Raw genomic sequence first — 15,918 nt, forward strand, 5'->3', positions numbered from 1 at the left:
ACCCACAACCTCATAATTACAATACTAATAGAATTAAAAATTCTCCTCTATAGAACCTTTTTCATTCCTGTTTATTGGGATTTTCTGAATTCTCCTCGGTTCTTTATGAAGGAAATTAGTTAAATGAGCTAGCAATTTATTTTTTTCAAAGTTTTCTAAGTAATAATCTCTGGCATTATTACCCATTAACTTTAATCTTTCGCTAGATAAAGCACTCATTTGGATAGCATTATCTGCTAGAAGTGAAGCATTTTCTGACTCACATACATAACCAGATTCACTTTCCCTGATTATATTAGCACCTTCCCCATCTAGAGAAGCAATTATAGGTTTTCCCGAAGCTAAATAGGATTGTATCTTGGATGGTATCGTAATTCCGAATAAATCGCTTTTCACTAGTGATACTAAAAGTGCATCAGCAACATCATAATATTCTGGCATAGAAGTGAGAGGTTTTCTACCAAGAAAAATAATTACTTCTTGAATCCCTAGTTCCGCCACCTTATCTTCGGCCCACTTTCTAGTCATACCATCTCCAACAATAATCCATTTTATATGGGTATAGCCTTGATCAAGGCAAATTTTCGCTGCATTAATAATTGTTTCAAAACTCTGGGCGGGGCCAATATTACCAGCAAAGATAATATTGAACGTGTTTTGATATTTTTGTTTTAATACTCTATTTTCTCGTTTTTCCTCATAAATTTTTTCAGCCCAATTAGGTAAATATAAAACATTACTATTGTCAATACCATAGGTTTTTTCAATTTTTTCTTTTATGCCTTTTGATGTAGTAAAATAAAAGTCAAATTGTTTATATATATAATCAGAAATTTTATTAAAAACTTTTTTATATAATTTTGATTTGAAATTAAATACAGAGTATAAGCTTTCTGGCCATAAGTCTTGTATATAAATGAAAATAGTTTTATTAAGAATTTTTTTAGCAAAAATAGCGGGAATAGCCATAAATACAGGTGTCAATTGATAAACTAGAACTTTATCGTAATCCTTTCGAAGTTTCCAGACGTGATAAAGACTAAAGAAGGGAAAGGATACATAGTTTAATAGGACATGGATTGGATTCCCACTTCCTCTGGGAATTACAAAGCTTCTGTGAACATTAACCCCGTAGAAGTTTTCTTTTCTTTTTTTCAATAACGAATACCCTTCAAAATATTTACCGAAAGGATAATTCGGAATACCACATATAACATCAACTTTATGTCCCATTTCCACCAAGGAACTACAAATATCATTAATTCGGAATTCTTCCGGCCAAAAATGTTGACAAACTACAAGTATCTTTTCTTTGGCCAATTCAAGCATCTCCCTTATGTTTATGTTAATGCTTCATATAGTGTTCATATATAGCATGATTAGAATTAACCCATTCACTTATTTCATTGATCATTTCTATGTAATCATTAACTGAATAGTCAAAATCTTCTCTTGTATTAATTAAACTTTTATCTACAAACTGATTCTCATATTTAGTTATAATTACATCATTTTTATTGAAAATATCCTTTATTAACGTTAACAAGTCATGTTTATTAATTTTCTTCTTAGCAACTAAATGATACAATCCGCTTATATTTTGTTTCATTATTTCTTCAATACCTCTAGCGAGCTCGATTGTTGTTATTCCACTCCAATAAGCATTTGAATATCCTTTAATCTCTCCTCTAGAGTGCATAAACCAATTAAATAAACCAATTCCTAGAGGATTTATATCGGGACCGATTATTGAAGTTCTGATTGTAATGTCTTTTTCGTTATTGATTTCACCCAAGATTTTTGAACGATCGTAAAATGTGTCTCCATCTCTAAATGAGTTTTCCTGATACTCACCTTGTTTACCAGAGAAAACACAATCCGTGCTTAGATGAATAATCTTAGTTTTTTCTTTCATATATTTCTTCTCAAGATATCTAGGCAGATAGCTATTAAGCAAAATCGCTTTATCCTTGTTTTCTTCAGCAAAATGATTTAATACGCCAACACAATTAATAATATAATCATATTTATTTTGTTCAAGAAAATGTTCAAAATCTACCAAATTCGTCAAGTCTAGTTGGGTACTTTTATTATTTAATTTCATTGAATTACTTATATTATCAACGATATATTCATTCTTACTTTCAAAATACATGGTTATCACATGTCCAGCCATACCAGTTGATCCTAAAACTAGTATCTTTTGCAAATTAGTCACCGCCCAATATTATCCTTTTTTCCAAACTGTTCTATTAACATAATCGGTATAGCTCAATATAATTCTTACTATTTTTTGTGAGACACTCAATGTATCATAATCATTCACTATCTTAATATTATAATTCGTTGAACTAAATTGGCTTATAACCACATCTATTGATTGAAGAACCCTATCCTTTTTTAAACCACTCATAATCAAGGTTCCTTCGTCCATTCCTTCAGGTCGTTCATGTGCATTCCTAATTGTGATCGCCGGAAAATTTAGTATGGAAGATTCTTCGGTAATAGTCCCGCTATCGGAAATAACACATAATGCATTCTTTTGTAGTTTTATATAATCAAAAAAACCTAGCGGCTTCGAAAATACAATTTTATCATTTACTTTGAAATTAATTTGTTCCAACTTCTTCCTAGTTCTTGGATGCGTTGAAAATATAATTGGTTTGTTATAAGTTTCTACAATACTATTTAATGTTTCTAGCAAATCAGTAAAATTAATATCATAATCAATATTTTCTTCTCTATGAGCACTAACAACAAAATAATTATTTGGCTCTAAACAAAAATCATTCAAAATGTTTGATTTATCAATTTTTTCTAAGTTATAGCTTAGAATTTCTTTCAAAGTTGATCCACTTTTAATAATGGTATTTTCACTTATTCCTTCATTGATAAGATATCTTCTAGCATGCTCAGTTAAAGGCATATTGATATCACTTAAGTGATCAACAATTTTCCTGTTAATCTCTTCAGGAACACGCTGATCAAAACATCTGTTTCCTGCCTCCATATGAAAAATTGGAATTTTCCTTTTCTTAGCTGATATTACAGCCATACATGTATTTGTATCCCCATATAATAACAAAGCATCAGGATTTTCTAGTTCCATTACCTTATCAGATGATTTAATAACTTCTGCTATCGTCTCTATCGAAGAGGATTTTGCAGCATCCAGAAAATAATCAGGTTTCCTTATTTCCAAATCGTCAAAAAATATCTCATTTAATTCATAATCATAATTTTGCCCTGAATGAACAAAAACATGGTCTGTATACTTATCTAATTCTTTTAATATCAAGCTCAATTTAATAATTTCAGGTCTTGTTCCAACAATTGTCATTACTTTTAATTTTTTCAATGCCTAACACCTCAATTATAAAATATCAATTAATTCAGTAGATGCTCCGTTGAAATCCTCAAAATTCAACTCATGTTTAATAATATCAAGCTTTAATAATAGTTCTTTTACTTCTTCTACTCTTAATTGTGTTGTATTATTCGAATTATAATCTTCCTGTTTAGTGACCTCTTCTTGTCCTTTAGAAAAATATTTCTCATAGTTTAAATCCCTTACATCCGATGGCACTCTATAAAAACTATTCAAATCAGAAGATTTTATCATCTCTTCTCTTGTTAACAATGTTTCTGATTGTTTTTCCCCATGCCTTGTCCCTATTATTTTAATCTCTGATTTGGCATCAAAAAGTTCAATTAATGCCTTTGCTAAATCCTCTACTGTTGAGGCGGGTGCTTTTTGAACGAAAATATCGCCATTTTCCGCGTTATTAAATGCATATAAAACGAGGTCCACCGCTTCATCTAATGTCATTAAAAATCTAGTCATGATTGGATCTGTTATAGTAATATCTTTTTTTTCTTTAATTTGCTTTATGAATAACGGTATGACAGATCCTCTTGAGGCCATAACATTACCGTATCTTGTTACACAAAGGACTGTGTCTTCAACAGTGAGGTTTCTAGATTTCGCTACAATTATTTTCTCTGCTAAAGCCTTTGACATCCCCATAGCATTTATTGGATACACAGCTTTATCTGTACTAAGTAATATAAATTTCTTTACTTTATTTTGTATTGCTGAATTTACTGCATTATCTGTCCCAATAGTGTTTGTCTTTAAAGCTTCCATTGGATAGAATTCACAAGAAGGGACTTGTTTTAAAGCAGCGGCGTGAAATACATAATCTACACCTTTCATAGCATCATTAATACTATTAAAATCTCTAACATCACCTAAGTAAAATTTCAATTTATCATTCCTAAATCTATTTCTCATTTCATCTTGTTTTTTTTCGTCTCTACTAAATACTCTAATTTCTTTGATGTCTGTATTTAAAAATCTCCTTGCTACAGCATGTCCAAATGATCCGGTACCGCCAGTAACTAACAACACTTTATTTGAAAACATATGTCATCTTCTCTCCTATTTCAAGTTAACTCCAGCTCTTGGGAATATTCAGCAATACAACTCCAATGAGAATTATAAATAGTGCAATACCATTTAATAAACTAATTTTTTCATTAAAGATAAACACTCCACTAATTATAACCGCTATATAAGATATACTAGTTGTGATCGGTACGATGTACGATAAGTCATATTTCTTTAATAAAACAATCCACATTAAAAAGCTCAATAAATATAATATTAGTCCAAGAATAATATAAAGGTTCAAACTTATGCTTAAATTGAATTTCTCATAAACTATATTAGTGCCACCAGCACCAAGTTTCATAAATATTAATCCACCGACAGTAAAAAACAAATATATTACAATGTAAAAAGCCACTTAATAACCACCTTAGTTTTAAGGAGTAATTTTTTATTATTTATCCTTAGCCTTTTCAAACTGATCTATTCTACTTTCCAGTAAACCGACTCTCTGAATAAGTGTTTTGTTGTTTTCTGATAATCTAGTTAATATTATAGAAACATGTAATAAAAAAAGTATTCCAAAGAAAATAATAACTATAAATAATGCAGAAGGTGGATATGCTATTCCTACTATATTAGCAATAACTTCTATCAAGGATCTCCATAAAGACAGCAACAAAAACAATCCACTCGCTAATATCCATAAGATAGAATATTCTTCTTTTAGCTTTTTTCTCCTTACTAGATCAATCACAAAAAAAGTGAGTAATAGGCTTGAAATAACGGAAACAATTGTAAGCTTTAATTCCATGCTACCATTTCCTCCGATGTCTTCTTCGGATGCTTTCTTAATAAATTTATTAATATACTAAATGTTACTTTGACCATGTAATATATAGGTTTAAATCCATTTATTGATGAGCGTCCTCCTAATCTCTCTCTCATAGTGACGGAAAGTTCCTTTATGGTAAATCCTGCTTTTTTCATAATTATAATTGTTTCAACTTCTGGATAATCCTGTGGATAATTACTGGCAAGATACTTAATGGCTTTTTTATTATACGCTCTAAACCCAGAAGTGGTATCAGTTAATTTCTGCTTTAGTATCGTAGAATTAATAAATTGAAAGTACGTAATACCCAAACTTCTGAAAAATGATGGCTTATAATTTTTTGAATCTAAAAATCTGGAACCTATTACCATGTCAGCATTTAATATGAGTATTGGCTCTAATAATTTATTTAATTCAATTGCTAAATGTTGTCCATCTCCATCAAATTGAAATGCAATATCATAATTATTGCTATTTGCATAAATAAAACCAGTTTGTACTGCACCGCCAATACCTAAATTACATGGGAGAGTTATAACTTTTGCACCAGCTTTAATTGCGATAGCCGCTGTACTGTCCTTAGAACAATCATTAATAATTAAAACATCTGCCTTTACGAAATTTTCATTTAGGTCAGCTATAACCTGCTTGATCGATTCTTCTTCATTGTAAGCTGGAACAATAGCCAGTATCTTCATTTTTATATAGCCCCTTTAGATATTAAAATAAAAACTGGGCACAATCTTTGAAGCTATTATCTAGATTTTCAATCTAAAATCGCGGTGTTCTATAGACAGATTCACATTATAATAAGGGTCGTTAAATAGCTTATCTCCCCATCTATTGTTCATAAATGAAATCTCTTTATAAAACCTTTCCAACTTAGCAGGAGTATCCTCTTGTCCTCTAGATTTAGATTCATGATGATAAAGTTGAACATGTGGTAACCAAACTATATTGTAGCCTTTCTCTCTTATTCGAAGGCAAAAATCTATATCATTAAATGCTACCTCTAATAATTCATCTAACCCTTCAACTTCAAAGAATACTTCTCTTCTCACCATTAGGCAAGCAGCAGTTACAGCGGAATAATTATTCACAGTTTTTAATTTCGAAAAATATCCGGGACTGCTAATATCAAAATTTTTATGGCTGTGGTCAGCCACACCACCAATCCCAAGTATTACTCCACCGTGTTGAATTGTATTGTCTGGATAAAGCAAATTTACTCCTACTGCACCTATCGAAGATCGGACTGCCTGTCCAGCCATCTCATCAAGCCATTCAGGTGTTATTACTTCTATATCATTATTTAATAAAAGCAACAACTCACCGTCAGCTAGTTTGGCAGCTTCATTATTAATTTTCGAATAGTTGAATGGGATGTTTAAAGGATACACCTTAAATCTACTTTTTTCCTTCGTTTGCCACTTTTTGAATATTTCCAATGTTTCCTTTTCATCGCTACCATTATCAATTACAATGACTTCATAATTCTGATATGTCGTTTTATCGAATATAGACGTTAAACAATGATCTAAGATATTACCCATATTTCTGGTTGGAATTAATATGGATATTTTCGGATTTCCAGTTGGGTTATGATGAACTATATAAACATTAGGAATTTCAGACCTTTCAACCCATCCATCAATTCCTCTTCTAGTAATAGCATCTTGAAGTGACCGATAACCAGCATCTTTAGTATAATCTTTGGCAGCTCCAGTGGAAGCAGTAGATTCAGGAATTGTCCTCCAATGGTAAAGAATTTTAGGTATATGAAAAATTTTATTAGTTAACTCTGTTATTCGAAGAGCCAGATCATAATCTTGGCTTCCTTCATAACCTTTTCTAAATCCAGCTAATTGTCTTACTAAGCTCATTCTATATACGCCTAAATGACATACATACATGTGAGACAAAAAAGTATCAGGAGACCAATCTGGTTTGAAAAACGGTGAATGTCGCTCACCTTCCATACTGATTTTATCCTCATCACTATATATCATATCGGCATCTAAATGTTTATTAAGTAATCTTACATTTTCATATAAAGCATCAATAGTCAATTCATCGTCATGATCTAGAAGGGCAATAAACTCACCATTCGCAATTTCTAAAGCGGAATTAGAAGCTTCAGAAATATGACCATTTTTCTCTCGATAAACAACCTTTATTCTTTCATCCAGCTTCTCATACTTCTGAAGCACCTCACGAATATGAGGCTTTGGTGATGCATCATCAGCCGCACACAACTCCCAGTTTGTATATAGTTGATTTCTAACCGATTCGATACACTTAACCAACCATATTTCATTAACATTATATACAGGAAGTATTATTGAAATTAAAGGTTTATATGCGAAAGTGGACATTTCTTTAAGAATATCTTCTTTAATGTTATCAGTTATAGAATGGCCAATAATCCATGATTGGTAATCTACAGAATTAGTAGTTTGGTTACCACCGGTTACGCTATATTTTATTTTTATCCAAACTCCTCTTAAACCTTGTAATTTGTATACATCCCATGTTTTTCTTAGTAAGGATTTAAAAGTTACAAATGTAATGCCGCGTTGTTTAATATAAAATAATGCTGATTTCATAAAAACGTGGAATCGAGTAATTTTATACATTTCAATAGGCTCAAGTAAAAAGTCTGTTTCTATCTCGCCAGAATCAAGTCGGAGATTTAACGCTAAAGGACTTATAAAGACAACCGTTTCTTGAACTGCCTTATCACCTTTCTTTATATATCCGAAGATATGGCTATTAGTTTCTGAAAGCCCATTCCCTTCATCCCAGTACAACTTCAAAGGAAGATTAACATTACTATAAGAAGTCCATTTAATTTTGACCCAACCTTTTGGAAACTCCCCATGCAATTGAAAATACGGATCGTTTCCAATGCTTGCCCAATGATAACCACCGATTTCTTCAGTTAAATCTTTCATAGGTACCAATCCAAGAACAAACTTCTTTTGCATTAGCACCCTTAATACATCCCTTAATTTTCTTGCTATCTTTTTTAATAGTGCAAGTTTTCTCAAAGGTTTGGTAATTTTCCAAGAAACTGTGCTCTTAATTATTTCTATCTCTTTTTTTACTTGTGATAGCTCTCTTAAACAATCAATTTCATTTTTTTTTGAATTTTCCAACTCGTCTTGAAGTGAGACTATATTTTTATTACCTTCTGAAAGATTAGTTTCAAGTTTTTGTAACCATACTGCTGATTCTTCCAATAGCTTAGTCGCATTTATAAGGTTATCTTTTTCTTCTTTGTATACTGATTCGAGTTGAGTTAATTCGTCATTTGTCTTCTGTAATTCACTAGATTTAACTGCAAATGCATCTATGATTACACTTGATATATCTGGAGTACAGCACATTTCAATTGTAATACTAATCTTACTGTTTATATCATTTGTTTTTTCTGGGAGATTGATTATAATTTGAGGATCATTATTTAACGAAACTAACTTAAATGAACTTGGGTTCTCTAGCTGCAATAGCCCATTATTTACTTTTAATCGTTCAAAATTTATTTCTCTAGTTATTTCAAAAATATCATTTTCCATTAAGTTTATTGTTATATGGTTAATTTCTATTAAACATTGTTTATTACTTGGATCAAGCCTTATACTCTGACCAAAATGAGGGACATCCAAAACGTATCGATGAACCTCACCGTCTTCAATAACCATTAACTTCTTAGAATTATTTTCTGTATATTCATTATTTATTGACCAAAACAACTGCAAGTAAGAATCTCCATTTGCTATTGGAATAAGAGGCTCACTTGCTTTTATAAGTTCTTCAATCGAAATCCCCATACTGCTATTAATAATTTCTAAAACCTTCTGTTTATGTGGTTTAGATGAGTCTATGAAAGCCTTTGAATTTAGAACCTTATATTGTAATGTAATTTCGTTAAGATGAAATAACAATTGTAATAAATGTTCGTCCACATTAATATTCAGATTAAGCTCTTTTACTGGAATATTTGAATAATGACTACATCTGTAAATATCTAGCCAGAAGAAATGAGTTTTCCTGCTTAAATCAAAGTCTGTTATATAAGGCTTATTTTCCGCGAGTATAATATTACGCGATAATATATCTCTGTTTGTCCATAGTAAATTAGTGGTTAACGATTTAATATTGTTATTTAATAATTTATCCAACTTTAATTTAAGTTCTTTTAGTGTAAGCTCCGGTAAATCTAATAACTCTAATGCTTTAAAACACATTTTTATATCTTCATCCAATACTTTTTGATCAAAAGGATTAGGCGGTTGCATCTTAATACGATTGAGTACCAAATTTAAAATTTCAATGGATTCATTTTGCGAAAGGTCTCCTTGTTCCATAGCATCAAATAAGGTTGTTCTGTTTTCAAGAAATTCTTCAACGATATATATATGACCATCTTCACCATAATAAATCCCATTAATATACGGGGCTGATAAATCGGAGAAATCTCGGTACAATCTTTGTGTATACGAGATATTTTCTATATTAAATAAACCATTATCTGGTATTTTTTTTATAGAGCATAACTTTTCACCATTTGGATAGGATACAAAAAACCTAGCGCTAAAAGCATTTTCGTTCCTCATACCATCACTAAGCTGCAATTTAATAATAAGATTATTTAGATCTTTTGTCGTGCATATGTTCGAGTGAATCAAAGCATTAAATAGTTCCATTAGAATGACCTCTCTTGCGTAAAATAAATGCATATGAAGGACAGAAATATTGCGCAATCTTATTTTTTGCTAATACTTTATACATAGCGTTTAATTCCAGAGGCCGGTTAATGTCTTCTCCACTTATCCCGACATGTTCCGTAACAGGTGTACCATTAATCAATTCTTCGTTAATAAACCTTAAATCAATCATCTGCCTTATTAGTTTATAATCGGGGAAGCAACCATAAACCTTTTCTAATTCTAAGCCTGATTCAGATATCATTTCCTTGTATTCTTCTAAACTCCAAGTTTTAGAAGGAAGTTGCTCACCTCTACCTTGAGATTGGAAGTTGTTCTCAGCGATTCTTTCTTCTAAAAAAGTATGATATTGTAGACCTGTGTGATCATCTTCAGTACCTAAAATGTATTTCAGACCCATGCTATTTTCTATACCAATATAGATCATACCATCAGGTTTCAAAAGATCATTTGCTTTTTTCAAAGCATCAATTTGGACTTTTCTAATTGAAGTACCTTTTTCTCTACCTACACCAATCCATTCTAAAGACCCATTAAAAATGATTGTATCAAAACTTTTTTCAATAAACGGGAAAGATAGGAAATTCCCTTGTGCATACTGCAGAGAAACTTTTTCTTGATTGGCAATGCTTCTTAAAATATTAAGTCTATTAAACGTTAGATCAAGAGCTACTGAGTTACCTAAACGTCCTAATGGAATACATACTTGTCCCCATCCTGATCCAACATCTAAATAAAGTCCGTTTTTAGGGATATCCAGCATATCCAAAAACATAGGACGGCCTGCATCAGCAATAATTCGGTAAAGCCATGGCGACTTTTCTTGAAAACTTTCCGCGATAACTTCTCTCCAGTGTTTTTTGCTCATTAATGAGATCATTTCTGCTTCTTTTTCATCACTTAAATCAGCATATTTCCCTGTATAACAGCGCTCTACAACAAAATTATCCGATAAAATTTCAACTAAGTTTAAGTCTTTAATAAACTCGCTTGAATTCATAAATTTCACCTTATTTCTTCATTTCGGTTTTCAATAGGTAGTTTACTGAGATTTGAGAATTAAGATTAGCTATGCCAAAGCTCCGATCAGTGCCTTGAGGCAATATTTTTATCTCTTTGGCGTCATATCTTCGGTCCAAAGGAACAATTTCATCATTAATTAGTTCGACAAAACCAAATGAAATAAAATAAGTCCCTGGTGCTAAGGACATTTTATGTTTAAATTCGATGTGAATCGGCTGATTGGGATGAAGAACCTCAAAGGGCATATTTTGAAAGTATGTATTTGTGCCATACACTTCAAGCCCTTTAACGGACTTAATCGTTATTGCATATATCGGTTTAAGAACCTCTTTACTTGAAGTTACCTCCATACTAATCCTAACTTCATCACAAGTTGTCAGAATTTCTAGCGAGTTGCCCTCTAAGTCAGTTATATCAACATAATTTATGCTACCTTGACCGTTGCCGTAGCGATACTCTTTGGCATCAGCTATCCGTTGATCATTATCTATTGCATTAGCTCCTTGAAAACCAGCAGTATCTTCGTTCAATTCGTTATGTTCTAAAAGTTCTGAATCAGGACTTGAAAATAATATTTTAGTGTATTTATTAACAATATCATTAGGTTTACCTTGATCTAATAAAACACCCTTATCAAATAATAAACATTCATCACAAAATTGTCTGATCGATTGTAAATCATGAGTTACCAACAAGATAGTTGTCCCAGCTTCTTTCATTGTCTTTATTCTTTCAAAGCATTTTAATTGAAATCGACCATCACCCACAGCAAGAGCCTCGTCTACGATAAGAATATCAGGCTCAACGCTGATAGCTACCGCAAACGCAAGTCTAACATACATACCACTTGAATATGTTTTAACAGGTTGATCAATGTAATCTCCAATGTCGGCAAATGACACAATATCATCAAACCGTTTACTCATTTCTTCTCTACTAATGCCAAGAATAGCCCCATTCAAAAATACATTTTCTCTTCCAGTAAAGTCTGGATTAAAACCACTTCCTAGCTCTAATAGAGCCGCAACTCGACCTTTAACAATTACATTACCCTCAGTTGCCTGTAGGGTACCAGCAATAATCTGAAGTAATGTACTTTTGCCAGAACCATTTCTACCAATAATACCAACAGTTTCGCCTTTTCTTACTTCAAACGAAATGTGTTTTAATGCTTTAAACTCTTTATAGTACTGTCGCTTTCCCCTTAATAATGACTGCATTAGACGGTCTTGAGGGTTATTATATATTTTATAAGTTTTGCTTACATTATCAATTTTGATCGTTACATTTGAATCCACAAAAGAACCTCCAATTTCAAATGCTAAATTACATCTGAAAAACCCGATCTTGTTTTTTGAAACCATGCATACCCCATGTAGAAAATAACTAACCCTATTATCGTTTCGATACCCAAGGAGCTCCAATTAGGTAATTCTCCCCAGATTATTATTCTTCGCATATCCTCTACAACATAACCAATAGGATTAAGATAATATAAAAAGAGCAAATCCTTAGGAATTAAAGTTGCCGGGTACATAATAGGACTTAATAGCATCAGGGCTTGTACAGCTACTGTGACAATTTGGGCAATATCTCTAAGATATACTCCTAATGATGATAAAAACCAACCTAATCCCAACGATAGAAGCATCAATGGACATAGTACTAAAGGAATAAAAATTAACGTCCATTCTATCACGTGCATAAAAATACCAACACATAAAACTAATATGCCCATGCTAATAAGACTATTAATTACTGCAGATCCTAGAGCTACTACAGGAAGAATTTCTAAAGGGAATACGACCTTCTTCACATAATTGGCATTACTTAGTACTAAATAAGGAGCGCGACTGATTACGTCGCCAAATATGCTAAACGTTATCAATCCGCAAAAAATGATAATTGCAAATTCAACCTTACTATTACTTGCTGTATTCCACTTTGCATTAAATATCTCACTAAATACAAATGTATAAACAATTAACATCAAAAGCGGATTAATAAATGACCACATAATTCCGAGAAAAGATCCTTTATACTTAGATACTACTTCTCTTTTAGCGAAACTTTTGATTAGCTCCCTATGATTCCAAAGGTTTTTAAAAATATTTAAAGGATTTACAAACATTATTACTATCAACCTCTTCTGAAAATTTATTATATGAATAGATCACAAATGAACATTAAACTGGGATAATAAATAATAATCATTATTTGGAAACCCCCTTCCAGTATGCTAAAATAAAGTCGAACTTTAGCGAAGAAGGAGACTGTTTTTCATGAGTGCAAGTAAGAATGCCTACGCGGCTTCGCGTGCAAAAGCGAATGGAACGATAACGACAGAGAAGAGCTCTGTTATTTTTTGGATTTTAGTAGTGTTTACGGGCTTGTTTATGTTCTGGGCGCCGTTTCAGCGGGCGTTGTTCAATGGTGGGACTTACGATTTTGAGAGAACAATCTACTCGGCTTCTGTATGGTCCTCCATTATTTTGCTGCTAATTGCAATCCTTTCTTTCTTTGTATTTAAGCTTAAAGAACAGAAAGATGTTTTGACCATTCTTGTCTTACTGATGCCGCTGACATACGTGATTTCACTATCGAATTCGGCCTCTCATTATTTGGCAACGAATATGGTCTACATCCAAATGCTGTATGCAACCTTCTTCATTTTAGGTGTATTTCTGACAAAAAACAAGCTTGGCACGTCGATTCTTGCCAGTTTGTTAATTATTTCCGGTTACTTCGTTGTCCTCTTCGGACTTTTGTACTGGTTAGGTAACGGAAACTTTGCTGGGCACTTGGTAGGGTGGTTCGCTCTTATGGATGCAACTACACCTTACTTATACCGCGATGCGATTATGACTGACTCTAACGGGTTACGTTTAACGTCTGTTTTCCAATATGCGAATACGTATGCTGCCTTTTTAATCACATTATCCCTTGGGGCATTATTCTTCATTATTAAGTCTCGCAAATGGTATGTTGTTCTCCCACATGCAATCATGATAGTGCCTATTATTGTTTCATTCTGGTTAACGCTCTCTCGTGGTGCGATAGTGGTTATTCCGGTTGTTTTCTTGATTATGCTTTTCTTCTTTTCTATTAGTAGACAGATTCTAGCACTTATTCAATTTGGATTAGCTTTCGCGGCATCTTTGGTTATTCTAGAGAAAGTAACAGATATCGGAATCGGATTACAAAAACAGCCCAGTGCTTCAGAATCCTGGCACGGTTGGTCAATCTTGCTGATTGCATCTGTAGTTTTCTCTGTGCTAGCTATCGTTGTTCAACGCTTCGTTGCTCCGTGGTTAGAGCGTATAACTGCTCGTTTCGATTCTAAGAAATTTGCTACCTTCATTCTTCCGATCGCGGCAATTGTTATTGGGGTAGTAGGAGCCATTCTTATCCTAAGTGACACTGGTTTTAAAAACATTCTTCCAGACAACGTGAAAACGCGTATCGAAAATATTAACTTCCAACAACACAGCGTTCTGGAGCGCGGAACTTTTTACAAAGATGCTGTGAAGCTCTGGTCGGATTATCCGATTATTGGAGCAGGTGGTGGCGCTTGGGCTTCTTTATATGAGAAGTATCAAAACAACCCTTACACAAGTCGTCAGGCTCATAACTTCGCACTTCAATACTTGGTTGAGGCCGGCGCGCTAGGATTTCTTGCCTTTATCGGTTTCGTAATTGCTGTCATGGTGTTCTATATACGAAGCTACATCCGAAGTTCACAGGAGAAACGAGATCTCCACTTCCTATTCTTCATCGTGACGATTTCTCTCTTGGCCCACAGTATGATTGACTTTGATTTAAGCTATGTGTATTTGGGTGCTATTCTTTTCCTTGCACTAGGTGGGATGCTGAGTAACAGTACATCGGCTCCAATTCGATTAAAGTCTGATTCTCTTGCGCTTCACAAAATGTTCCCGGCAGTCCTGGCTGTCTTGTCGATCGTGATGTTCTATATCTCGGCTCAACTAGTCTCAGCGAATAGTTCTTATAAACAAACACTTGAGACTGTTAAAAAGAGTCAGGATTACAACCAAATCGTAGCTCCACTGGACAAAGCGATTTCTCTGCATCCTGCTCATCCAGACTATTTGTTAACTGGACAGGTCAGCCGAATCGGGATTCTACTTCAAGTATCTAATCAGATGCAGAAGGAAGACCCGAAGAAAGCAGAAACCTTTTTCAATCAAGCACAAGATCTTCTCAATCAATTGTTGAAAAAGGAACCGCATAACCGCATGGTGGCGATGCAGCAGCTCAATATGCTTCTAATCAAAGGGAACAAGCAAGAAGCGTTAGACTGGTCCAACGCTCAGATTCCTAACTATCCTTGGTATATTGATCTCTATGAAAAAAGCATGTCTTTAAACATAGAACTCGCAAACCAAGACATTCAAAAGAATAATATACAAGATACTAATAAAAAGCTCGATAATGTACTTGCCACATACAATGAAGTTCTGACTCGCATTGATTCCCTGAAGAATCTGCCTAAAGAACAAGCACAAGGACGAGAGTTCGCTGTGACGCCTAGTATGGCGCTCAATGTTGGTCAAGTTCACTACATGCGTGGTGACTATGTGGGTGCAGCTAATACGATTAAACCGTATGTCAATGATAAGTTCGATGATCAGACGAACCGGGTCGTCGCCAGATGGTATCTGGCTGCACTACAGAAGCAAGGCACGAAGGATCAAGCTCTTCAGGATAAGCTGATTGCCAAAGATCCGGCTGAAAAGCAGAACATTGACGCGATTGTTGCAACGAATTTTCAGTTGAAATAGAGTGATGATACTATTGATTTAAGAGCCTTGACATTATGGAGGGTACTGAAAAAGACCATGTTTTCTACAATGGTTTTTTATGGATTGTTCCATGGATAAACAGCTCAATCTTGGGCAATCAAGCTACTCGTACAGAAA

Annotated in this window: 12 protein-coding genes; 1 reads left to right on the forward strand and 11 read right to left on the reverse strand. The window is 33.4% G+C overall.

Going from position 1 to position 15,918, the window contains the following annotated elements:
- Nucleotides 1-33: 33 nt before the first annotated feature.
- The 11 genes from ASG93_RS08730 to ASG93_RS08780 are packed head-to-tail and all read right to left on the reverse strand — an operon-like array spanning nt 34 to nt 13,109.
- Complete coding sequence (locus tag ASG93_RS08730; protein WP_056830921.1) at nt 34-1,320, reverse strand: glycosyltransferase family 4 protein; 1,287 nt, start codon at nt 1,318-1,320, stop codon at nt 34-36.
- A 25-nt stretch (nt 1,321-1,345) separates the two neighbouring features.
- A complete protein-coding gene (locus tag ASG93_RS08735) occupies nt 1,346-2,209 on the reverse strand; it encodes a sugar nucleotide-binding protein (RefSeq protein WP_082614796.1) in 864 nt (287 codons plus the stop codon).
- Nucleotides 2,210-2,227: 18 nt separating this feature from the next.
- Entirely contained in the window at nt 2,228-3,358 is a 1,131-nt protein-coding gene (gene wecB, locus ASG93_RS08740; RefSeq protein WP_200984465.1) for a non-hydrolyzing UDP-N-acetylglucosamine 2-epimerase, read from the reverse strand.
- A gap of 15 nt (nt 3,359-3,373) precedes the next feature.
- Nucleotides 3,374-4,426: an SDR family NAD(P)-dependent oxidoreductase gene (locus tag ASG93_RS08745; RefSeq protein WP_056830923.1), complete on the reverse strand. Its 1,053-nt coding sequence runs from the start codon at nt 4,424-4,426 to the stop codon at nt 3,374-3,376.
- Between the two features lie 25 nt (nt 4,427-4,451).
- Nucleotides 4,452-4,808: a hypothetical protein gene (locus ASG93_RS08750; RefSeq protein WP_056830925.1), complete on the reverse strand. Its 357-nt coding sequence runs from the start codon at nt 4,806-4,808 to the stop codon at nt 4,452-4,454.
- A 36-nt stretch (nt 4,809-4,844) separates the two neighbouring features.
- Entirely contained in the window at nt 4,845-5,204 is a 360-nt protein-coding gene (locus ASG93_RS08755; RefSeq protein ID WP_056830927.1) for a DUF2304 domain-containing protein, read from the reverse strand.
- Complete coding sequence (locus tag ASG93_RS08760; protein ID WP_056830929.1) at nt 5,195-5,923, reverse strand: glycosyltransferase family 2 protein; 729 nt, start codon at nt 5,921-5,923, stop codon at nt 5,195-5,197. The genes ASG93_RS08755 and ASG93_RS08760 overlap by 10 nt, the downstream gene beginning before the upstream one ends.
- A gap of 60 nt (nt 5,924-5,983) precedes the next feature.
- Nucleotides 5,984-9,934: a glycosyltransferase family 2 protein gene (locus ASG93_RS36265; RefSeq protein WP_235550788.1), complete on the reverse strand. Its 3,951-nt coding sequence runs from the start codon at nt 9,932-9,934 to the stop codon at nt 5,984-5,986.
- Nucleotides 9,921-10,955, reverse strand: coding sequence for a class I SAM-dependent methyltransferase (locus ASG93_RS08770; protein WP_056830931.1), 1,035 nt, complete (start codon nt 10,953-10,955; stop codon nt 9,921-9,923). Before ASG93_RS08770 ends, ASG93_RS36265 begins: the two co-directional genes overlap by 14 nt.
- A gap of 10 nt (nt 10,956-10,965) precedes the next feature.
- Entirely contained in the window at nt 10,966-12,276 is a 1,311-nt protein-coding gene (locus tag ASG93_RS08775) for an ABC transporter ATP-binding protein (protein WP_056830933.1), read from the reverse strand.
- A 23-nt stretch (nt 12,277-12,299) separates the two neighbouring features.
- Nucleotides 12,300-13,109, reverse strand: coding sequence for an ABC transporter permease (locus ASG93_RS08780; RefSeq protein WP_056830935.1), 810 nt, complete (start codon nt 13,107-13,109; stop codon nt 12,300-12,302).
- A 151-nt stretch (nt 13,110-13,260) separates the two neighbouring features.
- Here ASG93_RS08780 and ASG93_RS08785 point away from each other — a divergent pair, with 151 nt between their 5' ends.
- Nucleotides 13,261-15,780, forward strand: a complete 2,520-nt coding sequence (locus ASG93_RS08785; protein WP_056830937.1) for an O-antigen ligase family protein — start codon at nt 13,261-13,263, stop codon at nt 15,778-15,780.
- Nucleotides 15,781-15,918 lie beyond the last annotated feature (138 nt).

This window comes from Paenibacillus sp. Soil787, assembly GCF_001429545.1.
GTDB lineage: Bacteria > Bacillota > Bacilli > Paenibacillales > NBRC-103111 > Paenibacillus_E.